Source organism: Allobosea sp. 05T439, assembly GCF_056396005.1.
Genome location: NZ_JBFTKP010000012.1, coordinates 111,521 through 135,754, shown reverse-complemented (window position 1 = coordinate 135,754; position 24,234 = coordinate 111,521). Strand labels below are relative to the sequence as shown.

The window sequence follows — 24,234 nt, the reverse complement described above, 5'->3', positions numbered from 1 at the left end:
GCGGAGCTGCGAGCGCAATCGCGATGGAGCCACGATCCGACAATAACTTGACCACTTGCCCCCCGAACGGGCATGACCACCTTGCCATCATCGCGACCGGAGATCTCGTTAGCGGCAATGCGTATCCTGCTGATCGACAATTACGACAGCTTCACCTGGAACCTTGTCCACCTGATCGGCGGGCTTGGGGCGGAGGTCGAGGTTCGCCGCAACGATGCCCTTGCCGTCGAAGAGGCGCTGGGGGGAGGGCATGACGCAATCGTATTGTCGCCAGGCCCCTGCACCCCCAACGAGGCCGGCATCTGCCTTGACCTCGTACGCCAGGGTGCCGACAGGAAGCCGATCTTTGGCGTTTGCCTCGGCCTGCAGACCATCGGTCAGGCCTTCGGTGGCGAGATCGTGCGCGCGCCGCTGCCGATGCACGGCAAGATCTCGACCATTGGCCATCACGCCCGCGGCCTCTTTCACGGCATCAACGGGCCGATCCAGGCGACGCGCTATCACTCGCTCATCGTGGCACGAGAAAGCTGCCCGACCGAACTCGAGATCGAAGCCACGACGGAAGACGGGCAAATCATGGCGCTCTCGCACCGCTCCCTGCCGGTGCATGGCGTACAGTTTCACCCCGAGAGCATCGCCTCCGAACAGGGTGCGACGATCCTGCGCAATTTCCTCGGCCTGGCGGAACGATGGTCGCAGACACAGGACCGTGCCGCCCTTTCCGAAACAGCCTGACGTCGAAGAACCCATGGACGATTTCAAACCCTTCATCGCCAAGGTGGCGACCGGCGCCTCACTCTCCCGCGAGGAGGCGCGCGATGCCTTTGACACCATCCTGTCCGGCGAGGTCACCAATGCGCAGGCGGCCGCCTTCTTGATGGCGCTGCGCGTCCGTGGCGAGACCGTCGAGGAGATCGCCGGCGCGGTCAGCGCCATGCGCGGCAAGATGCTGCCGGTAAAAGCACCGGCCGGCGCGATCGACATCGTCGGAACCGGCGGCGACGCTTCGGGCTCCTATAACGTCTCGACGCTGGCCGCGATCATCACTGCTTCCTGCGGCGTGCCGGTCGCCAAGCATGGCAATCGCGCCGCCTCGTCACGTTCCGGAGCGGCCGACGTGCTCACCGCGCTCGGCGTCAAGGTGGGGCTCGAGCCCGCGGGCACGGAGCGCTGCATCGCCGAGGCCGGCGTCGGCTTCATGTTCGCGCCGACCCATCACGCCTCGATGCGGCATGTAGCACCGGTGCGCACAGAACTCGGCACCCGCACCATCTTCAACCTGCTCGGGCCGCTCTCCAACCCGGCCGGTGTCAAGAGGCAGCTCGTCGGCGCCTTCTCAGAGACCTGGCTCGAGCCGATGGTGCGCGTGCTGTCTGCTCTGGGCTCCGACCGCATCTGGGCCGTGAACGGCTCTGACGGCCTTGACGAGATCACCACCACCGKGCCGACCCGCGTCGTCGCGCTCGAAAAGGGCAAGATCGAGAGTTTCTCKATCAGCCCGGACGATGTCGGCCTGGCCCGTGCAAAGCCCGAGGATCTGCGCGGCGGTGAACCGGCGCAGAATGCCGAGGCGCTCCGCGCGGTTCTCGACGGCAAGAAGACGCCCTTCCGCGATATCGCGGCCTTCAATGCCGCCGCCGCGCTCGTCGTGGCCGGTCAGGCCGGTGATCTGCGCGACGGCCTCACCCGCGCGACCTCGGCGATCGACAGCGGCAAGGCCAAGGCGACGCTGACCGCACTTATCGCCAGCTCGAACGCGTGAGGACGTCATGAGCGACATCCTCGCCCGCATCGAGGCCTATAAGCGCCAGGAGATCGCCGCTGCCAAGGCCGCGGTTTCCCAGGCTGAGATCGAGCAGCGCGCCCTGGCTGCCGGCCCCGTGCGTGGCTTCACGGCCGCTCTTGCCGCGAAACACGCGGCCGGCAAGCCTGCATTGATCGCTGAGATCAAGAAGGCCAGCCCGTCCAAGGGGCTGATCCGCGCCGATTTCGACCCGCCATCGCTGGCACGCGCCTATGCCGATGGCGGCGCGGCCTGCCTGTCCGTACTGACCGATGCCCCCTCTTTCCAGGGACAGCCGGAATTCCTGCAGCAGGCGCGCATGGCAAGCGGCCTGCCCGCCCTGCGCAAGGATTTCCTCTATGACCCCTATCAGGTCTTCGAGGCTCGCGCCTGGGGCGCCGACTGTATCCTGATCATCATGGCCGGCGTCGATGACGGGACAGCCCGCGCGCTGAACGAGGCGGCAAAGTCACTCGGCATCGACGTGCTGGTCGAGGTTCACAACGAAGCTGAGCTCGATCGCGCCCTCGAGCTCGACAGCCCCTTGCTCGGCATCAACAATCGCGACCTTCGCAGCTTTGCCGTCGATCTCGCCGTCACCGAGAGACTTGCACCGCGCGTCCCCGCGGACCGCATCATCGTTGGCGAGAGCGGCATCTTCAGTCATGCCGACATCGCACGGTTGCAGCGCGCCGGCGTCAACACCTTCCTCGTCGGCGAGAGCCTGATGCGGCAGGACGATGTCGCCGCTGCGACCCGTGATCTCCTGACCGGTTCTGCGCGCAGCGCAGCATGAGCAAGCTCAGCCATCTCGACGCCAGCGGCCAGGCCCATATGGTCGATGTTGGCGACAAGGAGGAGACCTCGCGCATCGCTGTCGCCGAGGGCTGTGTCGTCATGCAGCCCGGGACCCTGGCGATCGTGCGCGATGGCGACGCCAAGAAGGGCGACGTGCTTGGCACGGCGCGCCTGGCTGGAATCATGGCCGCCAAGCGCACGCATGAACTGATCCCGCTCTGTCACCCGCTGCTGATCAGCAAGATCAGCGTCGACCTCACCCTGGACGAGACATTGCCCGGGGTGCGCGTGAGCGCTGAGGTCAAGATGAAGGGACAGACCGGCGTCGAGATGGAGGCGTTGACCGCTGTCGGCGTCGCCTGCCTCACAGTTTACGACATGGTCAAGGCGGTCGACCGGGCGATGCGGATCGAAGGCATCAGGCTCGTCCACAAGTCAGGTGGAAAATCCGGCACCTTCGATCTCCCGGAAACTGCGCGATGAGCCTCACGCCCGTCCCCGTCGCCCTGAAGGCGCTAATCGACAGCGTTCCGGCACCGACACCATCAGAAACCCTGCCACTCGCACAATGCGTAGGGCGCGTGCTCGCCGCCGACCTGCAGGCGCTTCGGACCCAGCCCCCCTTTGCCAACTCCGCAATGGACGGATACGCCGTTCGCGCAGACGATATTGCGCCGGCAAATGAATTGCGTGTCATCGGCGAATCGGCTGCCGGTCGTTCCTTCTCAGGGATGGTCCGCTCCAATGAGGCTGTTCGCATCTTCACCGGTGCTCCGATTCCGGAGGGCGCCGATACGATCTTGATTCAGGAGAATGCGGACGGCGTCGGCACTGCGACGATCCGCGTGCGCGAGGACGCCGAGCGCGGCAAGTTCGTTCGTCAGGCAGGATTGGACTTCTCCGAGGGCGAGGTGTTGCTTCTCGCCGGCAGCCGGCTCGACAGTGCGAGCCTCGGCCTCGCGGCAGCCATGGGCCACCCCATGCTCACTGTGCGTCGGAAGCCACTGGTCGCGATCCTCGCGACTGGCGACGAACTGGTCCAGCCCGGCGAGCCGGTTGGACCCGACCAGATCGTCGCGTCCAACAGTTTTGCGCTCGCCGCGCTGGTCGAGCAGGCCGGCGGCACGGCGCTCGATCTCGGGATTGCCCGCGATGATCATGCCGATCTCGCCGACAAGATTGGCCAGGCACGGAAGGCCGATGCCGATGTGCTGATCACCCTCGGAGGAGCCTCGGTAGGTGAGCACGATCTCGTCCAGGCAGCGTTGATCGGTCAAGGCATGGCGCTCGGCTTCTGGAAGATCGCCATGCGGCCGGGCAAGCCGATGATGATGGGCCGCCTCGGCCGCATGGTCGCGCTCGGCCTGCCCGGAAACCCCGTCTCGTCCATCGTTTGCGGACATCTCTTCGTCGTGCCCCTGCTCAGGACCCTCCTGGGCGTACCGGAACCGGAGCGCGATCTGAGTGAGCCTGCAATCGTCGGAAGAAATTTGCCGGCAAATGATGAGCGGCGAGACTATATGAGGTCGGAACTGACGCTCACTCCGGAAGGATGGCTGGCAACGCCCTTCGCCAAGCAGGATTCGTCGATGCTGGCCACTCTTGCCCGCGCCGACGCGCTACTCATTCGCGAATCGTTTGCTGCGCCGGCAAACAAAGGCGACAACTGCCGGATCATCCGCCTACGCTGAGCGCGCTTGCGGAACACAACGCGAACCTGTATGGTGTTCGTGCTTTGTTTCGATTCCATACAAAGAGCGCCGGCGGGAACCATGCTGACACGCAAACAGTTCGAACTGCTTCGTTTCATCCAGGAACGCCTGCGCGAGACAGGGGTGCCCCCCTCCTTCGACGAGATGAAGGACGCGCTCGATCTGCGCTCCAAGTCCGGTATCCATCGCCTGATCATGGCGCTGGAGGAGCGCGGGTTCATTCGCCGCCTTCCCAATCGAGCCCGAGCGCTGGAGATCATAAAGCTGCCCGAAGGGGCCGGCGGCCCTCAGGCGACGCGCGGACGGTTCAGCCCCTCCGTCGTCCAAGGGGGGCTTGGCAAGGTCCGGCCGATCGCACCGCCCCCGGACGAAGATGTGCGCTCCACGGTTGCGATTCCGGTCATGGGGCGGATTGCCGCCGGTACACCGATTTCCGCCATCCAGAGCCGCAGCCATACCGTGGCACTGCCTGCCGACATGCTTGGCCCCGGTGAACATTTTGCCCTCGAGGTTCGCGGCGACTCGATGGTGGAAGCCGGCATTCTCGACGGCGATACGGTGGTGATCAAGCGTCAGGACACGGCCAATACCGGGGATATCGTCGTGGCTCTGATCGATGACGAGGAAGCAACGCTGAAGCGACTGCGCAAGCGCGGCTCCTCGATCGCGCTCGAGGCTGCCAATCCCGCCTATGAGACAAGGGTGCTGGGACCGGACCGCGTCAAGATTCAGGGCCGCCTGGTCAACCTGATGCGGCGCTACTGAAGCGGCTCGTGTTCTTCGACAGCCGCCAGCGGCAAAGCCGGCGTGCTTGCAGGCCGCTCCCGCTTGCGGCTCCAGGGACGATCGACACCATCCTGCTCTGATAGATGGGCGCGCCAGCCGCCCTTGTTGCCGACAAGGGCGGTCGCGCCATCGCGCGACAATGCCCTGCGGTCGATCAGTCGTGCTGCGCACGGAGCGTTCCACGGAATCGGCGTGATGACGAGATCGGCGCGCCGACAGTCCTCGACGATGGCCAGGCGATCACGTGCAAAGGCAACGCTTCGTCCATCCTTGCTGCGGACGACACAACCCAACGTGTCGCAGGCCGCGCCTTCCCGCAGGCTGTTGTCGTCAGTCCGGCGATTATCGCCATCTGCGTTCAGCCATTGCTGCAGCACGAAGCGGCTCGGTTGCCCCGCCAGGATGACCATCGCCCCCGCGGACCAGGATGCCGGAACCATCGCGTTCGATCAGGATGTCGGGCCTGTCGGGCTTCGCTGCCACGAGCAGTCCCGCGATCAGGGGGGCGACGGCCAGGAAGCGCAGCGGTGTCGTCCAGAGCGTGATTCAGAGAAGCGCAGCGGCAAAGCATGCGAGCGCCGCGGCCCCGAATGCAGGAATGATCACCGCGGAGTGGTCGAATCCCGCAACCCAGCGCGCGGATTGCAGCACATAGTCCGAAGCGACTCCCATGAGCGCCCAAGCCGGCCAATCCAGGCCGAAGGGATAGGCGAGCACGCCGAAGACAGCGGCAGGCATGACGATCAGGGAAACGAAGGGCAAGGCGAGCGCATTGCCGAGCAGACCGAAGGGGTTGAAGGTCTGGAAGTGATAGGCACCGAACGGTGCGGTTGCGACCGTCGCCAGCACGGTCGTGACCGTGAGCCCGACCACCGCGATCCAGATCGGCCGTAGCGGCCAAGGCAGGTTCGCCGGCGCCTCGGAGTGGCCGCGATCCTCCCAGCGCTCGGCAAAGGCGATCAGCGCCGCGACAGCGCCAAAGGACATCTGGAAGCTTGGACCAAGCAGCGCGTCAGGCTCGCGCAGCAGAACGATCATCGCAGCGAGAGCCAGATTGCGCATGCTGAGCGCCGGGCGATCGACGAGAATCGCACCGAGCATGACCAATGTCATGATCAGCGAGCGCACCGTCGCGACCTCGGCTCCCGAGAAGATGCAATAAGCCGTGGCGCCGAGCATCGCGGCCAGGGCGGCGAGTTTCTTTATGGGCCAGCGCAATGCCAGCGTTTGCGATAGCGCCAGCAGGCCACGGACCAGGCCGAAGATCGTGGCGGAGGCCAGCACCATGTGAAGGCCCGAGATCGAGATGATATGATAGATTCCGGCCGCGCGGAGGTCGATATTGGTCGCCTCCGTGATGAGGCCGCGCTTGCCAGTAACCAACGACGCCGCCATCGCGCCAGCCTGCCCTCCCCCGATCCCGGCGATGCGCTCCGTCAGGGCATTGCGCGCCCGGTCGACCGTCGCGCGTATCTGAAGCTCGAGCGGTGGCTGCAAGGGTGGTGGGGCGAGCGTGATCTTTCCGGGGATGGTCCCGACTGCACCAAGCCCTCGGAAGAAGGCGTCGCGCCCGAAGTCGTAGCCACCTGGTCGCACTGGACCGGGCGGCGGCAGGAGGCGCGCGACGGCAGCGATGTGATCGCCCGGCGAAACCGAACCACCTTTGACGTTGACCCGAACCCGCCGTGGCAGGCGTTCAGGCTCCACCCCGGCAATGCCGGTCACCAGGATCACGAGGCGCGCGCCGGCGTCGCGCGCCTCGACCGATTCGACAAAGCCGGTGAGTTGTCCCACGCGCATTCGATCGAGCATCGGTGCTGCGATCGTCGCCGTGCGCCAGGCCGCGGCACCAAAGCCGGCGAAGATGGCAGCAAGGCCGACGCAAGCGAGCATGACCGGGCGTCGGGCGCGCGACAGCGCTGCCATCGCAGCGGAGACGCCAAAGCCGGAGAGCGGGACCCAGAAGGATGGCTCGCGATCAGCCGCGAAATAGAGCAGAATGCCGGCTCCCATCAGCACCGGCAGCCAGAGAAACAGCCTTCTTCGTCCGGCCTCGATCGCGATGGCGCCCAGGAAGCGCGCGCGCCATTCGGCGAGAAACAACCGAATGGCAGCGTCCTGAAACCATATCTCGGGAATGCGGAATGGTACGGCGCGAACACGCGCGCCGCGCAGCCGGCTCGGGTCTGGCGGCGCCTCGCGCATAGGCCGTCCCTCGGTCAGCCAACCAGATGCGATCTTGCGCTTAACGTCGGCCCCATCAGCATGTTACAGGGGCGGCGTCGGTTGTCATGTCCCTTCGACGTCTTGTTCCTCTGCCGCTCTGTCGGCCTCATTTCCCGTCCTGCCGGAGCCTGCCTTTCATGAGTGATGCGGTCGTTACGCGCTTCGCGCCGTCTCCAACCGGATTCCTGCATATCGGCGGCGCGCGTACCGCGCTGTTCAACTGGCTCTATGCCCGTCGCCATGGCGGCAAGATGCTGCTGCGCATCGAGGACACCGACCGCGAACGCTCGACCGAGCCGGCCATCGCGGCGATTCTCGACGGCCTGTCCTGGCTTGGCCTCGATTGGGACGGCGAGACCGTCTACCAGTTCGCCCGTGCGGCCCGGCACCGCGAGGTCGCCGAGCAGATGCTCGCCGCCGGCAAGGCCTATTATTGCTATGCGACACCGCAGGAACTCGAGGAGATGCGCGAGAAGGCGCGCGCCGAGGGCCGTCCCATGCGCTATGACGGACGCTGGCGCGATCGCGATCCGGCAACCGCGCCGGCCGGCGTGAAGCCGGTCATCCGCCTGCGCGCGCCGCAGACCGGAGAGACGGTGGTCGAGGACGAGGTGCAGGGCCGCGTCGTCTGGCAGAACGAGAATCTCGACGACCTCGTGCTGCTGCGTTCCGACGGCAACCCGACCTATATGCTCGCTGTCGTCGTGGACGACCATGACATGGCCGTGACCCATGTCATCCGTGGCGACGACCATCTCACCAACGCCGCCCGCCAGACCCAGATCTACCAGGCGATGGGCTGGCGCGTGCCGAGCATGTCGCATATCCCGCTGATCCATGGGGCGGACGGCGCGAAGCTCTCCAAGCGCCATGGTGCGCTCGGTGTCGATGCCTATCGCTCCATGGGCTATCTGCCGGTGGCCCTGCGCAACTACCTCCTCCGGCTGGGCTGGAGCCATGGCGACCAGGAGATCTTCTCGACCGAAGAGATGGTCTCGCTGTTCAATCTTTCCTCGATCGGCCGTTCCCCGGCACGCTTCGACTACGCGAAGCTGGAGAGCCTGAACGGGCTCTACATGCGCCAGTCCGATGACCGTGACCTGCTTGATGCACTGAAGAGCATCTTGCCGGAAATCGGCCCCGCGCACGGCCTCGGCCCCGAGCTCGATCCGGCTCTCGAAGCCAAGCTTCTTGCTGCGATGCCGGGATTGAAGGAGCGAGCCAAGACGCTGATCGAGCTGCTCGACAGCGCCTCCTATCTTTTTGCCAAGCGTCCGCTCGCACTCGATCAGAAGGCGGCGACGCTGCTCGACGAGGGCGCCCGCCAGCGCATGCCCAGCCTGGCAGAGAAGCTTGCCGCGGTGAACGACTGGACACCGGCTCCGCTCGAGGCCGCGGTCCGGGCCTTCGCCGAAGAACATGCCCTCAAGCTCGGACAGGTGGCGCAGCCGCTGCGGGCCGCACTCACCGGACGGAGCCAGTCGCCCGGCCTGTTCGATGTGATGGCGGTGCTCGGCCGCGAGGAAACGCTCGCTCGTCTCAGCGATCAAACGTGATCAAAGGCGGGGCAGCCCCGCCTTTGTGATTGGTTGAACCCCAAGGGCAAATGGGCTAGTGACGCCGCATATGCCGAGGGTGTCCGAAGCGGCGCCCCGGTATGAATATTGCTTTAATATCAGTCGGATGTACCTTCCTTTGCCTGCAATCCCGTCACATGGCCGTTACGCAGAGCCACTCGGATGATGATTGCCGTTCCGGCACCCATTCGTGCCGGCTCGGATGGAACGAAGATTGATCAGCAGCGAGCCTGAAAGGATCGGTATCGATGAGCGGAACCAACAGCCAGCTGAGTGTGGACGGCAAGACCGTCGACCTGACGGTCAAGACCGGATCGATCGGCCCATCCGTCATCGACATCAGCAAGCTCTACGCACAAACCGGGATGTTCACCTATGACCCCGGCTTCACCTCGACCGCGAGCTGCGAGTCGGAGATCACCTATATCGATGGCGACGAGGGCGTTCTGCTCCATCGCGGCTATCCAATCGAGCAGCTTGCCGAGCATGGCGACTTTCTCGAGACCTGCTATCTCTTGCTTTACGGAGACCTGCCGACCGCGGCGCAGAAGGCGGATTTCGACTACCGCGTGACGCGCCACACCATGGTGCACGAGCAGATGGCCCGCTTCTTCCAGGGCTTCCGACGCGATGCKCATCCGATGGCGGTGCTGGTGGCCTCGGTCGGCGCGATGTCGGCCTTCTATCACGACTCGACCGACATCTCGGACCCGCAGCAGCGCATGATCGCGTCGATGCGGATGATCGCCAAGCTGCCGACGCTGGCTGCGATGGCCTTCAAGTACACGATCGGCCAGCCCTTCGTGTATCCGCTGAACTCGCTGGACTACACATCGAATTTCCTGCGCATGTGCTTCGCGGTGCCGGCGGAGGAGTACAAGGTCAATCCGGTCCTGTCGCGCGCGCTTGACCGCATCTTCATCCTGCACGCCGACCACGAGCAGAACGCCTCGACCTCGACCGTGCGTCTTGCCGGTTGCTCGGGCGCCAATCCCTTCGCCTGCATCGCAGCCGGCATCGCCTGCCTCTGGGGCCCTGCGCATGGCGGCGCCAACGAGGCGGCCCTCAAGATGCTCGAGGAGATCGGGTCGGTCGACAACATCCCGAAATACATCGCCAAGGCGAAGGACAAGAATGATCCGTTCCGCCTGATGGGCTTCGGGCACCGCGTCTACAAGAACTACGACCCGCGCGCCAAGATCATGCAGAAGACGACGCATGAGGTGCTGAACGAGCTCGGCATCAAGGACGATCCGCTCCTCGATGTCGCGATCGAACTCGAGCGCATCGCGCTCAGCGACAGCTACTTCATCGAGAAGAAGCTCTATCCGAACATCGATTTCTATTCGGGCATCACCTTGAAGGCGATGGGCTTCCCGACCTCGATGTTCACCGCGCTCTTCGCACTCGCCCGCACCGTCGGCTGGATCGCGCAGTGGAAGGAAATGATCGAGGATCCGTCCCAGCGGATCGGCCGCCCGCGCCAGCTCTATACCGGCTCGCCGAAGCGCGATTACACGCCGATCGGCCGTCGCTGAGAACAATCTGACACAGTCTTTATGACGCAGGTCGAACCCCACCGGATTAAACAATCCGGTGGGGTTTATCATATGGTGCGCTGCCATAACCTCGCGTTTCGCAGAGCAATGACGGGAAACGCCAGATGGACCGCCTCACGACACCGAACCGCCGCGCCTTCATCGCTGGGGCCGGGGCATCCGCCCTCGTAGCCGGCAGCGGGCCCGCGCGGGCTCAGAACTTCCCGACCCGGCCGATCATGCTTGTCGTGCCGTTCGCAGCCGGCGGCTCGACGGATATCGTTGCCCGCCTCGTCGGGGCAAAGATGGCGGATTCGCTCGGCCAGCAAGTGGTGATCGAGAACCGCGCCGGCGCAGGCGGCAATGTCGGCTCGACCGCGGTCGCTCGCGCCGCACCCGACGGTTACACGGTGCTGATGGGCACGATCTCGACCCATGCCCTCAATCCCGCGATCCTCAAGGTGGTGACGTTCGATCCGGTCAAGGATTTCACGCCGATCTCCCTGCTGGCCGTGGTGCCCAACGTCATGGTCGTGCACCCGAGCTTTCCGGCCAAGACGGTCCAGGAGGTCGTCAAGGTCCTGAAGGACAATCCCGGCAAATACTCCTACGCCTCATCGGGAGTGGGTACGCCGCTGCATCTTTCGGGCGAGCTGTTCAAGTCGCTGGGCGGCGTGAGCATGAACCATGTGCCCTATCGCGGCGCTGGCCCGGCTCTGAACGATGTCGTGGCTGGCGCCGTGCCGATCATGTTCGACAACCTGCCCTCCTCCGCGCAGTTCATTCGCAGCGGCCAGCTCCGCGCGATCGGCGTTACCACGAAGGAGCGCGTGCCCTCATTCCCGGAGATACCGACCATCGCCGAAGGCGGTCTTGCCGGCTATGAAACCTATACGTGGAACGCGCTGTTTGGCCCGGCGAATATGCCAAGGGCAGTCGTTGAGCGCCTGAACGCCGAAGCCAACAAGGCCCTGACAGACCCCAATGTGAAGCAGCGCCTGAACGATGTCAGTGCCGTCATCGTCGGCTCGACACCGGAGGCGCTGGGCGAACACGTCAAAGTCGAATTCGCGAAATGGGGGCCCATCGCCAAGGCATCCGGTGCGGCGCTTGAATGAGCGCTGCACCGCGCTGATCAAGCTGCCAGCAGTCCCAGGGCGGCATTGACMGCGTTCTCGGCCGGGCTCGCCCCGGCCGATTTCATGATGCGCTCGACATCTGCGAAACCCGCAAGCTGGGCCTCGCGCGCAGGCCCCTCGCTGAGGACCGCCAGCACAGCTGCGCTGAGCGCTTCGGGCGAGGCCTCGTCCTGGATGAACTCGGGAACGATGCGCGTGCCGGCGACGAGATTGGGCAGGATCACAGTCGGTAGCTTGATCAGCCTGCGCGCCAGCATCGCCTCCCAGGCCGCGCCGCGATACGCAGCGACCAGCGGTACCTGTGCCAAGGCGAGCTCGAGCGTCACGGTCCCGGAGGCCGCGAGCGCTACGCGCGCCGTGCGAAAAGCGGCAAGCTTGGCGTCTTCGCCATCGACGAGACGGGGCTTCACCGACCAGGTCGAGACAGCCTCTTCAATCATGCCGCGCAGATGCGGCACGGCCGGCAGCACGAAGCGCGCGCCGGGCACCTCGTTCGCGATGAGCGCGACCGTCTCGCCGAAGGCCGGCATGAGGTGGCTGATCTCCGAGCGACGGCTGCCGGGAAGGACCAGGATGTCCGGCGTTGAAGGAGCGTTGCGCCGCACCTGTTCCTCGGCGCTTGGCCGTAGCTCGGCGAGCCGCTCGATCAAGGGGTGACCGACATAGATCGTCTTCGGTCCGCCCAGCCTTTCCAGCGCAGCGGGCTCGAAGGGTAACAGCGCCAGGATGCGATCGACATGTGGCGCCATCTTGCGGGCGCGGCCAGAACGCCAGGCCCAGACGCTGGGGCAAACCCAATGCGCAATCGGGATTGCGGACGATGCCCGCCGGACTTTTTTCGCGACGCGCAGCGAGAAATCCGGGCTGTCGATGGTGAGCAGGAGATCAGGCGCGAAAGCAACGACCCCCTTGGCCGCATCAGACATGCGCCGGAGCAACAGGGGCAGCCGAGCCAGGACCGGACCAAACCCCATCACGGCGATATCGGATTGGGGAAAGAGCGGCCGCAGCCCCTGCGCGATCAGGCTCTCGCCGCCGACGCCCACGATCTCGAGCGGGCGATCCCCCAACCGCTGCCGCAGGACGGTGAGAAAACGCAGCGCCAGAGCATCTCCAGACGCTTCGCCCGCAATGACGGCGAGCCGGAAGGGCCGGATCACGCGACGCCCTCGACGAACAGGCCAAGCTCGTCGGCCAGTGCGCCCAATCGAACGCTGTCTCCGACAAGCACATTGCCGGCGCGAAGTGCGATGCCGGAGAGTCCAGCCTTGGCCGCGTTCCGCAGGGTTTCAGGTCCGATCGCCGGCATGTCGACGCGCAGGTCTTGGCCGTCCTTGGGGGCCTTGACCAGAACGCCGTCGCCCTTGTCGATCTTGAGACGCCCTGCGCTTACCAGCTCGGCGACGCGCCTGATCATGGCGTCGGTACCCTCTGCAGCCTCAATTGCCACGATACGATGATCGGCAACGATTGCGGCCTGACCGACATCGAAGGGCGACAAAGCCGCCAGCAAGGAGAAGCCATGTTCGATGCCGTCGCGCGCCACGGCCGAGACGCTGCGGCGCCCCAGTGGGCCGAGCGGCGCGGTCAAGCCCGGAGCGATCTCGGCTGGGCCATGAACGCGAAAACCCCGCCCCTCGAAGAACTGGACCACGCCCTTGAGCAAATGATCGTCTCCGCCGCGAAAGGCGCGAGCGAAATGGGGCAGGTATTTCAGCGTCGAGGGCTCGGGCATCAGCGAGCCAAAGCTCGGCCGCGGCAGCGCGCCGATCATGACGATATCGACGATCCCGCGTCGCTTGAGCTCGTCGAGCAATCGCCCGAGTTGTCCCAGGCGATAGACACGCGAGGATTCAGGATCGAAATCGCTGGGGTTGGCTGCACCGTCGATCGCCGCGATATAAAGCTGATGCCCCCGCGCTGTCGCCAGCCGGGCCAGATGCGGCGGGTATTCGCCGCCTCCGGCTATGATCGCGAGAGGAAAGGCGCCGGTCGCTGCGTCGCTGCCCGTGCTCACCGGTCGGGCGCGTTGACGTCGCGCGGAATGCAGATGGCGCGGTCGCTGCCCGAGCGGATGAAATCGAGGATCTCGAGCATCAGCGGGTGCGACGCAAATTCCGTCGCCACGTCTTCGACGCGCTCGGCCAAGGTGCCTTCATCGGCGAACAGCAGGCGATAGGCGCGCCGCAGCTCATGAATCTGCTCCCGCGAGAAACCACGCCGCTTCAGCCCGACCAGATTGAGCCCGGCCAGATGCGCAGGATTGTCCCGCACCATGCCGAAGGGAATGACATCATTCATCACGCCGGCGCCGCCGCCGATGAAGGCATGCTCTCCGATGCGAACGAACTGGTGGAGCCCCGTCCCGCCACTGACGATGACATAGTCGCCAACCTTGACATGGCCGGCGCTCATCACGTTGTTCGAGAAGATGACGTTGTTGCCGATCTCGTTGTCGTGGCCAACATGCGAATTGGCAAGGAACAGGCAGCGGTCGCCGATGACCGTCTTCATGCCGCCGCCTTCGGTGCCCGGATTCATCGTCACGCCTTCGCGGATCATGCAATCCGCGCCAATCGTCAGCGTCGACGGCTCGCCGTGATATTTGAGATCCTGCGGCGGGTGGCCGATGGAAGCGAAGGGGTAGATCCTGGTCCGGGGGCCGATCGTGGTTCGGCCGGCGATTGCAACGTGGCTCAACAGCTCAGCGCCGTCCCCGAGAACGACATGGGGGCCGACCGTGCAGAACGGACCGATAACGACCCCCTCGCCCAGCTGCGCAGCCGGGTCGACGACCGACATCGGATGGATAGTCGCACTCATGAAAGTTCTGTCCTGATTTCGACGGAAAGCGGCTGGCCTTAAGCCACCATCGCAGAGATCTCGGCCTCCGCGACAAGCACGCCGTCAACTTTCGCCTCACCGCGATAGAACCAGATATTGCGCTTGCGGGCGACCTTGGTGAGGTGGAAACGCAGGGTATCGCCCGGCACGACCGGTTTGCGGAACTTGGCCTTGTCGATCGTGGTGAAGAGGACGGACTGTACCGCTTCCTCGTCAATTCCCCGCGCGCTGACGACGAGCACGCCGGCGGTCTGCGCCATKGCCTCGATCATCAACACACCCGGAAAGACCGGACGGCCAGGAAAATGTCCGGTGAACTGGGGTTCGTTGGCGGTGACGTTCTTGATGCCAATGCCGGACTCGTCGCCATTCATCTCGATGACACGGTCGACGAGAAGGAACGGATAGCGGTGGGGAATGCAGGCCATGATCTTCTGAATATCGGCCACACCCAGCGATGTCGTCGCGTCGGTCATGCTCTCCCGTCTCCCGCGCAGGCCTGCCGGCTTCGCCCGCAAAGTTGTATCGTTTAAATCGATGCCGGAACAGGAGGTTGCGGCTGGCGCCGGGTTCCTGTCAGCTTCTATGCCCGTTTGCCGGAAATGGTACCGGACGATCAAGCGAATTCGACACGAGGCCCACTCTTCGCATGGATTGCGAAGGCTGCCTCGCGCTCTCGCGTATCCTCAGCTCTCCGAACCGCCCGAAGACTTGCCGCGCTTTGCAACAAGAGATTTGAGAAGCGCTGTCTCGCGCGCCCAGCTGAGCGCCGGCTGCGCGGGATAACCGCCATAGCGCGCGCCGCGAGGGATGTCACCGGCGACGCCGCTCTGGGCGGCAACCTGCGCGCCCATCCCGACCGTGAGATGGCCGGCGAGGCCAACCTGGCCACCCAGCACGACGAAATCTTCCAAAGTCGTAGAGCCGGCGATGCCAACCTGCGAAACGATCACGCAATGGCGGCCGATGACGCAGTTATGGCCGATCTGAACGAGGTTATCGATCTTGGTACCTTCACCGATGACCGTATCGCGGCTGGCGCCCCGGTCTATGCAGCTATTGGCGCCGATCTCGACATCATCCTGAATGATGACCCGCCCGATCTGCGGCACTTTCATATGGCCCTTCGGGCTCATCGCGAAACCAAAGCCATCCTGGCCGATCCGGACACCCGGGTGAATGATGACCCGGTTTCCGACCAGGGCCGATTGCAAGGTGCTGCCAGCGCCGATCGCACAATCACGCCCGATCCGGACCTGGGGGCCGATCACGGCATGCGAGGCGATCACGGAACCGGCGCCGATCTCGGCACCGGGGCCGACCACGGCACCCGGATCGATCGTGACGTTATCCTCGATCCTTGCCGTGGCGTGGACGAAGGCGCCCGGCGCGACCCCTTGCGAGCCAAAGACCGACCGTGGCTTGAGCGCATCKGGATAGAAGCGCGCCATGATCCGGGCAAAGGCATGGTAGGGCGCGGGCGATACGAGCGCGACAGTGCCCGCGGGAACACGGGCAGCGAACCGGGAAGAAACCAGGCACAGCCCCGCCGAAGTCCCCGCCAGCGCATCCGTATATTTGGGGTTGTCCATATAGGCGATGTCATCGGGCCCGGCGGCCTCGAGTGCGGCCGCGCCGGTAACGAGCCGCGTGGGCTCCACGCCCTCAGGCAGAGCAGCCCCTGAAATGGCAGCGACCTCGCCGTAGCTCAGCGAGGTCGCGATCGGGAAGAATTGAGGTTCTGACATGCAATGGATCCGTGCGGGGCGTTGCCGCCCCGCCGCGTCAGAAGCGGGTGCCGCCGGAGAAGCGGAAGGCCTGCAGACGGTCGCCGCCGTAACGGACGCCGGTGATCGGATCGCGCGTGCCCTCATCCTTGCTAAGGGCATAGGCATAGTCAAACCGGATCGGCCCGAGCGGCGACTGCCAGAGCAGGCTCGCGCCGATCGAGGAGCGGATGACGTTCTTGTCGCGAACGCAGGCCACGTTGCTCTGGAACTGGGACGTGCTCGGGACATTGAACTGCCGGGGCTCCGACCCGCCCGGGCAAAGCCCGTTCGTCGTCGGGATCGGGCTGGTGATCACCTTCGAGCCGCCATCGTAGTCGAACAGCGTACCGGCATCGGCGAAGATCGCGCCGCGCAGGCCAAGGTCACGCGGCAGGCCCCAGATCGGGAACTGCACTTCGACCGAGCCACCGAAATACGACTGGCCGCCGAGAGCGTTGGCCGTCGGGTCGTTCAGCACGTCGCGCGGACCGATGCCCGACGGAGCGAAGCCACGCACCAGGCTCGGGCCGAGGAAGTAGTGATCGACCATGCGCAAGGTACCTTCCGTCGCCTGGACGTGACCGCCCTGGACCCGGAGGAAGCCGACGACATCGTCGAAGATCTCGCGGTAGTAGCGCGCATCCGCCGCGACACGAAGGAACTTCGAGTCGCCGCCAAGGCCCGCGAATTCCGGCTTCAACTCCGCAATGAAGCCGTTGCGCGGTGTCTGGTAGTTATCAAGCGAGTTGTAGTTCAGCGTCACGCCCGCAAGGGAGGTCAGCGTTTCGCCGCGGGCTTCCTTGACCGCGAGCGTCGCTTCGCCATTCGTCACGCAGTTGAAGTTCTGCGTTGCTGCAAATCCAGAGCCGGGCGCTCCAGGCGTAATCCCGGGGATCGGGAACGAGCAGTCGTTATACGGACGGCTCGACGTATTCGGGATCTTGATCTCGGTCGTGTAGAGCGAGTAGCGCGGCGTGATCGAGAACTCTTCCGTAATGGGGAAGGTGAACCGCAGCTGACCGCCGGTCACACGGCTTTCGTAGCGGCCGATATTGTAGTTGTCGTTGTACTTCGAGAACAGATCGATACCGGCCGCGATACGGCGACCGAGGAAATAGGGCTCGGTGAAGGAGAAATCGATGCCCTGGGTCCGCTGCCCCAGCGTGCCGGCAATCTTCACGAACTGGCCGCGGCCAAGGAAATTGGATTCCGACAGCGAGACTTCGCCGATGACACCGTCAGACGTCGAATAACCGCCCGCGATCGAGAAGGAGCCGGTGGCCTTGTCCTCGACGTCGATGTTCATGATCACCCGGTCAGGCGCGCTGCCCGGCTCATTGGTGATGCGAACCTTGTTGAAGAAGCCGAGATTGTTCAGGCGCCGCTCGGCGCGATCAACCATCACCTTGTTGTAGGCATCGCCCTCACCCAGATCGAGCTCCCGGCGAACCACATAGTCGCGGGTCCGCGTATTGCCGCGCACATTGATGCGCTCGACATAGACCCGCGGACCGTCTTCGACGACATAGGTGATGCCGATCAGGCGGCCAGCGGCGTCACGCTCACCGCGGGGGCGAACCTGCGCAAAGGGATGACCACGGCGGGACACCTCGGTCGTGAGGTTGACGAGCGACTTTTCGACCGCCTCGGCATTGTACGTATCGCCAGCCGAGGTCGCGAGGAGCCTTTGCATCGTCGCCGAGTCGATATCGCTGAGCTGCGAATCCACCGCGACGTTGCCGACCTTGTACTGCGGCCCTTCATCGACCGTGACGTCGATAACCCAGCCACCCTTGGCGTCATCGAAGCGCGCGTCGCTCGCAACGACCCGGAAGTCGGCATAGCCGTTCTTCAGGTAGAAGCGGCGAACCAGATCGAGATCGGACGCGATACGGTCGGGATCATAGACGTCGGAGGTCTTGATGAAGCTGAGGAAATTCGATTCCGTCGAGCTMATCAACCCGCGCAGACGCGATGCCGAATAGGCGCCGTTACCCGCGAAATTGATTTCCTTGATGCCGGTCTTGCCGCTCTCGACAATGGTGAAGACCACGTCCGAACGACCGTTGGGCAATGGCGCGATACGCCCGGAGATCGTCGCAGTGCCGTAACCGGCCCGGCGATAGACCTCCTTCAGGCGCTGCACATCGGAGTCGATCAGCGCCTGGCTCAGAGGGCCACGCGCCTTCGATTCGACCTGTTGCAGCAGGATCTCGCTCTTGAGGCGCTTGTTGCCTTCGAAGGCGACGCGATTGATCGTGTCGTTCTCGTGAACAGAGATCACAGTCTGGTTGCCGCGGCGGCTGACCTGGACGTTCGAGAACAGTCCGGTCGCCATCAGGCTCTGCCGAACCTCCTGCGGACCACCCTGCYCTGCATAGGACCGAATGGTCTCCGCGTCGACGCKGCGGTTGCCTTGGACAATCACGGCCTGCGCAAAAACAACGCCACCGCTAACGGCCAACATAAAGGCCGAAAGTCCGACTGATCGAGAGAGCCGCATTTTGAAAGACCGGCTCTTTGGGGTCGACGTCATCGGGTCGCCTATTCCATTTAGTAGGTCACCACCCCAACCGGGGACACCTGCCTTTGGGCAGGTGCATGGCGACATTGCAGACCAATCGCTTCTACAAAGTTTCCGACGAGGTGCAAACGAACATTGTCGTTAACAAATTATTTTTAACCTCGTCGTTGCCAGGAGGCCACGCGCCCTGAGCAAAGCGCCCGATTCGACGCAGCTTTTGGGCCTATCGGCAACGAACCTTGCCGCAGGTCACAGCATTCGTGGGCTTGCCAGTCGGAGTCTACAGACGCGAGTGGACGTGGACGATGTCATTCCAGGTCACAAAGAGCATCAGCATCAGGACCAGCCCAAAACCGACCCGAAAGCCGATTTCCTGGGCGCGCTCGCTCAAGGGGCGGCCGCGGAGAGCCTCGATCGCATAGAACATCAGATGTCCGCCATCGAGCATCGGAACCGGCAACAGGTTCATCAGGCCGATCGAGACCGACAGAATCGCCGCAAGATTGATCAGCGCGAGCAGGCCTCCATTGGAAGCAACCATCCCGGAAACCTGGGCGATGCGGATCGGCCCCGAAAGCTGATCCGTCGATTCACGCCCGCTGATCAATTTGGACAGATAGTCATAGGTCCGGTCGACCACAAACCAGGTCTCGGAGAATCCAACCTTCACGGCTTCACCGAGGCTGTACTGCTGGGTCGTCCAGTCCTCGGCCCGGCGGGAAGCCTGGACCCCGATAACGCCAATGCGCTGTTTGCCGAGAGCCGTCGATGTCTCGTTCAGATCAGGCGTGACAGGCAGGGTCACCATGGTGCCCGCGCGATCGACCGTCACCGAAAGGGTCTCGTTCGGATGTGTCGAGACCACTCTTTGCATGTCGCTGAAGCTGCGGATCTGCTTGCCGTCGATCGTCAGGACGACGTCCCCGGCGAGCAGACCTGCGCGCTCAGCGGCCTTCCCGGCAATCACCTGCTCGACCCGGGGCGTCAGGACCGGGCGACCGAAGGCGTAGACGGTCCCGGCAAAGATGAGGATGGCCAGTACGAAATTGGCAATCGGGCCGGCCGCGACGATCGCCACCCGTTCAGCGATCGATTGAGCCGGGAAGGAACGCGCTCGCTGTTCCTCCGTCATGCGCTCGACTTCAGCGCTATCGGCTGCGGAGCTCGAGGGATCCGCGTCACCGGAGAACTTCACATAGCCGCCGAGCGGGATCAGCGCGAAGCGCCAGCGCGTGCCGTGCTTGTCGACGAATCCGAAAATCTCGCGGCCGAAGCCGATCGAGAACACTTTCACGTCGACGCCGCACCAACGACCGACGAGGAAGTGCCCGAGCTCGTGCACGAAAACAACGATGGTCAGGACAAACAGGAACGGCACCAGGTAACTGAGCAGGAAGCTGCCCGAGTTCCAGACGGTCGCTGCAATATCCATAAAATTCTCCCGATTCCTGCCCCTTACGTGACAGTGAAGGTGCCCTTCGACAAGAGCAGGCGAGCGCGGTTTCTCGCCTCATGGTCAATGGCAAGGGCCGCTTCAATATCGACCGGTGCCGCGATGTCAGCACCGAGCCCGCTGCAGACGGCATCGACGAGAGCCGGGATGCCGGGAAAGCCGATCCGTCCGGCAAGAAAGGCCTCGACCGCGACTTCATTGGCGGCATTGAGGATCGCCGGCACCGCTCCTCCGGTCTCCAACGCTGCCATCGCCAGAGCAAGCGCCGGAAAGCGGGCAAGATCAGGGCGTTCGAAGGCCAGCGGCGCGGTCGTGACGAGATCGACGAAGCGCGTCGCCGGCGCATCGAGCCGGCCGTCGACGCCGAGGCAATGCGCGGCCGCAACCCGCATATCCGGAATTGCCATGCCTGCAGTGACCGAGCCATCGCGGAAGGTGACGAGGCCATGCACGATCTGCTGGGGGTGTACCAGAACATCGAGCTGATCATGTTTCAGCCCGAACAGGAAACAGGCCTCGATCAGCTAAAGGCCCTTGTTCATCATGCTGGCGGAGTCGACCGTGATCTTGGCGCCCATTGCGTAATTCGGGTGGGCCAGAGCCTGCTCCGGCTTGGCCGCCGCAATTCGTTCTGCCGACCAGGTGCGGAAGGGCCCCCCCGATGCCGTCAGCGTCATGGATCGGATCGCCGAGATCGGCTCGGCTCCAAGAGCCTGGACGAGAGCATTATGCTCCGAATCCAGCGGCAGGATGCGCGCGCCCACGGCCGTGGCCTGCGCCATCACGGCGGCACCGGCGCAAACCAGGCTCTCCTTGTTGGCGAGGGCAATCACGCGGCCAGGTGTCAGCGCGGCAAAAGTCGCTTCCAGACCTGCAGCTCCTGCTATGGCACTGACGACAATGTCGCTTGGCATCGCGACGGCATCGAGAACGGCCTGCCGCCCCGCCCCGCTGTCGATACCGCTACCGGCCAGGGCCTGCGCCAGAGCTTCGCCTCCCGCCTCGTCCGCCAAGGCGGCAAAGCGGGCACCTGTTTCGACCGCCACCCGGGCGAGGCTCGCAGCGTCCCGCCCGCCAACCACGACATCGATCTTCAGGCGTTCAGGATTCTCCGACACGACGTCGCGCGTCGACCGGCCGATGGAGCCTGTGGCTCCAAGAAGAGTGACGAGACGGCGCATGACGTCTTCAGAACTCCAGATGCGCCAGGAACAGTGCAGCACCAGCGAGGACCAGGACGGCCCAGTAGCCGTCAAGCCGATCGAAAAAGCCACCATGGCCCGGGATCAACTTGCTTGAGTCCTTGGTGCCAAAGCGACGCTTGACGGCCGATTCAAAGAGATCGCCAGCCTGGCTCACGATCGAGGCCGAAAGCGAGGCGGCGATCACAAAGGCCGGACCGACGACTGCGGCCGCCCCCGGGGTCAACACCCAGACGACATAACCACCGAGTGTGCCGGCAGCGGTTCCGCCGAGTGCGCCGGACCAGGTCTTCTTCGGACTGATCGCAGGCATGAGCTTCGGCCCACCAAGAGCCCGCCCCGTAAAATAGGCGGCAATATCGGTCAGCCAACAGACCGCAAAGGTCCAGATGATCACAGCAAACCCGAAATCCGGGAGTGCACGCAGCGCCGGCGTGATCAGGGCAAAGGCGAGCGCATAGGCGACACCGCAGGCCTCCAGCCAGTTCCGCTTCTCGAGAACCGGGGTCAGGAGCGCCCCGAAGAACGCAGCGAAGGCGGAAACACCGGCGAGCGCCACTGGACTGATCGGGGCGAAGCCAAGCGCCAGGCCGGCAATCGTAACGCCGATACCTGCGGGCACCGCGTTCCGGCGGCTCACGATCGCGAGCCACTCATAGGCGACCAATCCGGCAGCCAGCGCCCAGATGAGCCTGAACGGCCAGCCCCCGACAAATGTCGCAGCCACAATGCCCGCGGCCAGCACCAGCGCGGATGCGATACGCAGCTTCAGTTCGCTCGGGCCGGCGGCCGGACCGCCGGAAGGTTGGTCACTCACGCTACGCCCACATTGCGGCCGGATGGCTCCGACACGCCGCCGAAACGGCGTTCGCGGCGGCGATACTCGGCCAGCGCTTCTTCCAACGCCGCGCGATCGAAATCGGGCCAGAGTACCGGGGTGAAGACGAACTCCGCATAGGCGGCCTGCCAAAGCAGAAAATTCGAGATCCGTGTCTCGCCCGATGTGCGGATGACGAGCTCGGGGTCGGGCAGATCTGCGGTATCGAGCCGCGCAGAGATGCTGCTCTCGTCAATGGTGGTTGCGTCGACAAGGCCTGCCGCAACATCCGAGGCCAGTTGGCGCGCCGCTCGGACGATCTCGTCGCGCGAGCCATAGTTGAAGGCGACGACGAGCGTCATTCCCGTGTTGTTGCGCGTGGTCGCCTCGGCGTGCTCGACCAGACGGCGCAGATCGGGCGCCAGATCGCTCCTGCCGCCAATGACCCGGACCCGGACCCCAGCCGCACCGAGTTCGGTAAGATCCTTCTCGATGAAATGCTTGAGCAGCGTCATCAGAAACGAAACTTCGGCAGCAGGCCGGCGCCAGTTCTCCGTCGAGAAACTGTAGACCGTCAGAATCTCGATGCCGAGATCGCTGGCGTTGCGGACGGTCCGGCGCAAGGCCTCCAGCCCGCGCCGATGCCCTTCATGTCGCGGCAGGCCGCGCAACTGAGCCCAGCGCCCGTTGCCGTCCATGATCACTGCGACATGGGAGGGCCCTGCAGCCTGGACCTCCGGACGCTGGCCTGCTGACATTCTCGTGCCTCTTTCGGCGTTGCGTCCCGGATCATAGCCAGCGGCTCAAACCCGCCGKGCGACAGGATCAGACGTGCAGGATTTCCTTTTCCTTCGTCGCCAGCGCCTGATCGATCTCGGCGATATGCTGGTCTGTGACCTTCTGGACCTGATCCGACTCGCGCGTCACGTCATCCTTGGTCAGGTGACCGTCCTTCTCGAGCTTCTTGATCACGTCGATCCCGTCGCGGCGGACATGGCGCACAGCGATCTTGGATTCTTCGGCATATTTATGCGCGACCTTGACCATCTCCTTGCGGCGCTGCTCGTTCAGCTCCGGAATTCGGATGCGCAGCACCTGCCCTTCCGTCTGGGGGTTGAGGCCCAGATCGGATTCGCGGATCGCCTTCTCCACCGCCTGGACCATGCTGCGGTCCCAGACCTGGACACTGAGCAGGCGTGCTTCAGGCACGCTGACGGTGGCAAGCTGAGTCAAGGGTGTACGTGCACCATAAGCCTCGACCTGGATCGGATCGAGAACGTTGGCGGAGGCGCGGCCGGTGCGCAGGGAGGCGAGATCGCCTTTGAAGGATTGCACCGCGCCTTGCATCCGACGCTTCACGTCGGCGAGGTCGAATGTCGTCTKGGCCATTTTAGTCAAGACCTTGCAGATAATCGAAAACCGGCGCGACCATGGCCGCGGCCCCGCTCAGGGTCAAGGATTTCATGTTCCAACAGCACCTTCCCGGGACAATCTGCAAGGGAAAAACGCCTGAGGCAGGCCGGGCATGGCGGACGGGTGATCCGGAACGGTGGCAAGACCGGGCGCCGCTTCCTAGCTTTAAGGTCGGGCCTCGGTCGAGACGTCACGGCCGAGCACAACCGAACCACGAGGAGGCCCCTTGCCCCGTCTGAACCGCATCATTGAAACTGCGCTCTACATCGACGATCTCGATCGCGCGCAGGAGTTCTATGAGACGAAGCTCGGATTGAAGCCGATGCTGAAGACGAGGACGCTGTTCGCCTATGATGTTGGCGGAGAGAGTGTCCTTCTGCTCTTCCTTCGGGGGCAATCTCTCCTCACCCAATCATCTGCGAAGGGCAATATTCCACCGCATGACGGCAGCGGCCCCCTCCATATCTGCTTCGCGATCGACACCAGCGAACTCACAGCCTGGGAAGAGCGGTTGCAGCAGCATGGAATCGATATCGAGGGCCGGATGAGCTGGGATCGCGGCGGAAACAGCCTCTATTTCCGTGACCCCGACGGCCATCTGCTTGAGTTGATGACGCCGGGGATCTGGCCGAACTACTGAGCCTTGCAACCGC

The 24,234-nt window shown here is 64.2% G+C and carries 22 protein-coding genes and 1 pseudogene; 10 read left to right on the top strand and 13 right to left on the bottom strand.

Annotated features, from left to right (window positions below; genetic code table 11):
* Nucleotides 1-117: 117 nt before the first annotated feature.
* From AC1DIO_RS16235 to lexA, 6 genes are all read left to right on the top strand, one after another.
* Entirely contained in the window at nucleotides 118-735 is a 618-nt protein-coding gene (locus AC1DIO_RS16235; protein WP_476775401.1) for an anthranilate synthase component II, read from the top strand.
* A gap of 13 nt (nucleotides 736-748) precedes the next feature.
* A complete protein-coding gene (gene trpD, locus AC1DIO_RS16230; RefSeq protein WP_476853691.1) occupies nucleotides 749-1,762 on the top strand; it encodes an anthranilate phosphoribosyltransferase in 1,014 nt (337 codons plus the stop codon).
* Between the two features lie 7 nt (nucleotides 1,763-1,769).
* On the top strand, nucleotides 1,770-2,579 hold the full coding sequence (gene trpC / locus AC1DIO_RS16225) for an indole-3-glycerol phosphate synthase TrpC (RefSeq protein ID WP_476775403.1): 810 nt from the start codon (nucleotides 1,770-1,772) through the stop codon (nucleotides 2,577-2,579).
* Nucleotides 2,576-3,064 carry a cyclic pyranopterin monophosphate synthase MoaC gene (moaC, locus tag AC1DIO_RS16220; RefSeq protein ID WP_441505546.1) on the top strand — a complete coding sequence of 163 codons (489 nt, stop codon included), beginning with the start codon at nucleotides 2,576-2,578 and terminating at the stop codon, nucleotides 3,062-3,064. The genes trpC and moaC overlap by 4 nt, the downstream gene beginning before the upstream one ends.
* Nucleotides 3,061-4,272 (top strand): molybdopterin molybdotransferase MoeA, encoded by a 1,212-nt coding sequence (locus AC1DIO_RS16215; protein WP_476775404.1) that lies wholly within the window; start codon nucleotides 3,061-3,063, stop codon nucleotides 4,270-4,272. The genes moaC and AC1DIO_RS16215 overlap by 4 nt, the downstream gene beginning before the upstream one ends.
* An 81-nt stretch (nucleotides 4,273-4,353) precedes the next feature.
* A complete protein-coding gene (gene lexA / locus AC1DIO_RS16210; RefSeq protein WP_441505544.1) occupies nucleotides 4,354-5,058 on the top strand; it encodes a transcriptional repressor LexA in 705 nt (234 codons plus the stop codon).
* Here lexA and AC1DIO_RS16205 read toward each other — a convergent pair.
* Together AC1DIO_RS16205 and AC1DIO_RS16200 are read right to left on the bottom strand one after the other, a co-directional pair.
* The gene (locus AC1DIO_RS16205) at nucleotides 5,052-5,519 is read right to left on the bottom strand and encodes a hypothetical protein (RefSeq protein ID WP_476853690.1); all 468 of its coding nucleotides are present in this window, start codon (nucleotides 5,517-5,519) and stop codon (nucleotides 5,052-5,054) included. The two genes, lexA and AC1DIO_RS16205, sit on opposite strands and share 7 nt — an antisense overlap.
* Nucleotides 5,520-5,625: 106 nt before the next feature.
* Nucleotides 5,626-7,284 carry a ComEC/Rec2 family competence protein gene (locus AC1DIO_RS16200; RefSeq protein ID WP_476853689.1) on the bottom strand — a complete coding sequence of 553 codons (1,659 nt, stop codon included), beginning with the start codon at nucleotides 7,282-7,284 and terminating at the stop codon, nucleotides 5,626-5,628.
* A 158-nt stretch (nucleotides 7,285-7,442) separates the two neighbouring features.
* Here AC1DIO_RS16200 and gltX point away from each other — a divergent pair, with 158 nt between their 5' ends.
* The 3 genes from gltX to AC1DIO_RS16185 all read left to right on the top strand — a co-directional run bounded on the left by gltX (nucleotide 7,443) and on the right by AC1DIO_RS16185 (nucleotide 11,538).
* Nucleotides 7,443-8,861 (top strand): glutamate--tRNA ligase, encoded by a 1,419-nt coding sequence (gene gltX / locus AC1DIO_RS16195; RefSeq protein WP_441505542.1) that lies wholly within the window; start codon nucleotides 7,443-7,445, stop codon nucleotides 8,859-8,861.
* 269 nt (nucleotides 8,862-9,130) lie between these two features.
* Nucleotides 9,131-10,420 carry a citrate synthase gene (gene gltA / locus AC1DIO_RS16190; RefSeq protein WP_476853688.1) on the top strand — a complete coding sequence of 430 codons (1,290 nt, stop codon included), beginning with the start codon at nucleotides 9,131-9,133 and terminating at the stop codon, nucleotides 10,418-10,420.
* 125 nt (nucleotides 10,421-10,545) lie between these two features.
* On the top strand, nucleotides 10,546-11,538 hold the full coding sequence (locus AC1DIO_RS16185) for a Bug family tripartite tricarboxylate transporter substrate binding protein (RefSeq protein ID WP_476775406.1): 993 nt from the start codon (nucleotides 10,546-10,548) through the stop codon (nucleotides 11,536-11,538).
* 17 nt (nucleotides 11,539-11,555) lie between these two features.
* Here the strand turns inward: AC1DIO_RS16185 and lpxB are convergent, their stop codons facing one another.
* From lpxB to frr, 11 genes and pseudogenes are all read right to left on the bottom strand, one after another.
* Entirely contained in the window at nucleotides 11,556-12,719 is a 1,164-nt protein-coding gene (gene lpxB / locus AC1DIO_RS16180; protein ID WP_476775407.1) for a lipid-A-disaccharide synthase, read from the bottom strand.
* Entirely contained in the window at nucleotides 12,716-13,576 is an 861-nt protein-coding gene (locus tag AC1DIO_RS16175) for an LpxI family protein (RefSeq protein ID WP_162768454.1), read from the bottom strand. The genes lpxB and AC1DIO_RS16175 overlap by 4 nt, the downstream gene beginning before the upstream one ends.
* On the bottom strand, nucleotides 13,573-14,382 hold the full coding sequence (gene lpxA, locus AC1DIO_RS16170; protein WP_113518509.1) for an acyl-ACP--UDP-N-acetylglucosamine O-acyltransferase: 810 nt from the start codon (nucleotides 14,380-14,382) through the stop codon (nucleotides 13,573-13,575). The genes AC1DIO_RS16175 and lpxA overlap by 4 nt, the downstream gene beginning before the upstream one ends.
* Nucleotides 14,383-14,420: 38 nt before the next feature.
* Entirely contained in the window at nucleotides 14,421-14,879 is a 459-nt protein-coding gene (gene fabZ / locus AC1DIO_RS16165; RefSeq protein WP_043236894.1) for a 3-hydroxyacyl-ACP dehydratase FabZ, read from the bottom strand.
* Nucleotides 14,880-15,089: 210 nt separating this feature from the next.
* A complete protein-coding gene (gene lpxD, locus AC1DIO_RS16160; RefSeq protein WP_441505539.1) occupies nucleotides 15,090-16,151 on the bottom strand; it encodes a UDP-3-O-(3-hydroxymyristoyl)glucosamine N-acyltransferase in 1,062 nt (353 codons plus the stop codon).
* A gap of 37 nt (nucleotides 16,152-16,188) precedes the next feature.
* Nucleotides 16,189-18,708 (bottom strand): outer membrane protein assembly factor BamA, encoded by a 2,520-nt coding sequence (gene bamA, locus AC1DIO_RS16155; RefSeq protein WP_476853687.1) that lies wholly within the window; start codon nucleotides 18,706-18,708, stop codon nucleotides 16,189-16,191.
* A gap of 268 nt (nucleotides 18,709-18,976) precedes the next feature.
* Entirely contained in the window at nucleotides 18,977-20,128 is a 1,152-nt protein-coding gene (rseP, locus tag AC1DIO_RS16150; protein WP_476853686.1) for an RIP metalloprotease RseP, read from the bottom strand.
* 23 nt (nucleotides 20,129-20,151) lie between these two features.
* Nucleotides 20,152-21,330: pseudogene (dxr, locus tag AC1DIO_RS16145) on the bottom strand (1-deoxy-D-xylulose-5-phosphate reductoisomerase).
* Between the two features lie 7 nt (nucleotides 21,331-21,337).
* Nucleotides 21,338-22,168 (bottom strand): phosphatidate cytidylyltransferase, encoded by an 831-nt coding sequence (locus AC1DIO_RS16140; protein ID WP_441505535.1) that lies wholly within the window; start codon nucleotides 22,166-22,168, stop codon nucleotides 21,338-21,340.
* Entirely contained in the window at nucleotides 22,165-22,926 is a 762-nt protein-coding gene (locus AC1DIO_RS16135) for an isoprenyl transferase (protein ID WP_441491824.1), read from the bottom strand. Before AC1DIO_RS16135 ends, AC1DIO_RS16140 begins: the two co-directional genes overlap by 4 nt.
* 67 nt (nucleotides 22,927-22,993) lie before the next feature.
* On the bottom strand, nucleotides 22,994-23,557 hold the full coding sequence (frr, locus tag AC1DIO_RS16130) for a ribosome recycling factor (RefSeq protein ID WP_476853685.1): 564 nt from the start codon (nucleotides 23,555-23,557) through the stop codon (nucleotides 22,994-22,996).
* A gap of 250 nt (nucleotides 23,558-23,807) precedes the next feature.
* Here frr and AC1DIO_RS16125 point away from each other — a divergent pair, with 250 nt between their 5' ends.
* Nucleotides 23,808-24,221 carry a VOC family protein gene (locus AC1DIO_RS16125; protein ID WP_476770096.1) on the top strand — a complete coding sequence of 138 codons (414 nt, stop codon included), beginning with the start codon at nucleotides 23,808-23,810 and terminating at the stop codon, nucleotides 24,219-24,221.
* Nucleotides 24,222-24,234: the final 13 nt, after the last annotated feature.

Coding starts and splice junctions, on each gene's coding strand:
- AC1DIO_RS16235 (WP_476775401.1), top strand. CDS start 118: ATGCGTATCCTGCTGATCGACAATTACGACAGCTTCACCTGGAACCTT.
- trpC (WP_476775403.1), top strand. CDS start 1,770: ATGAGCGACATCCTCGCCCGCATCGAGGCCTATAAGCGCCAGGAGATC.
- moaC (WP_441505546.1), top strand. CDS start 2,576: ATGAGCAAGCTCAGCCATCTCGACGCCAGCGGCCAGGCCCATATGGTC.
- AC1DIO_RS16215 (WP_476775404.1), top strand. CDS start 3,061: ATGAGCCTCACGCCCGTCCCCGTCGCCCTGAAGGCGCTAATCGACAGC.
- lexA (WP_441505544.1), top strand. CDS start 4,354: ATGCTGACACGCAAACAGTTCGAACTGCTTCGTTTCATCCAGGAACGC.
- AC1DIO_RS16205 (WP_476853690.1), bottom strand. CDS start 5,519: ATGGTTCCGGCATCCTGGTCCGCGGGGGCGATGGTCATCCTGGCGGGG.
- AC1DIO_RS16200 (WP_476853689.1), bottom strand. CDS start 7,284: ATGCGCGAGGCGCCGCCAGACCCGAGCCGGCTGCGCGGCGCGCGTGTT.
- gltX (WP_441505542.1), top strand. CDS start 7,443: ATGAGTGATGCGGTCGTTACGCGCTTCGCGCCGTCTCCAACCGGATTC.
- AC1DIO_RS16185 (WP_476775406.1), top strand. CDS start 10,546: ATGGACCGCCTCACGACACCGAACCGCCGCGCCTTCATCGCTGGGGCC.
- lpxA (WP_113518509.1), bottom strand. CDS start 14,382: ATGAGTGCGACTATCCATCCGATGTCGGTCGTCGACCCGGCTGCGCAG.
- rseP (WP_476853686.1), bottom strand. CDS start 20,128: ATGGATATTGCAGCGACCGTCTGGAACTCGGGCAGCTTCCTGCTCAGT.
- AC1DIO_RS16135 (WP_441491824.1), bottom strand. CDS start 22,926: ATGTCAGCAGGCCAGCGTCCGGAGGTCCAGGCTGCAGGGCCCTCCCAT.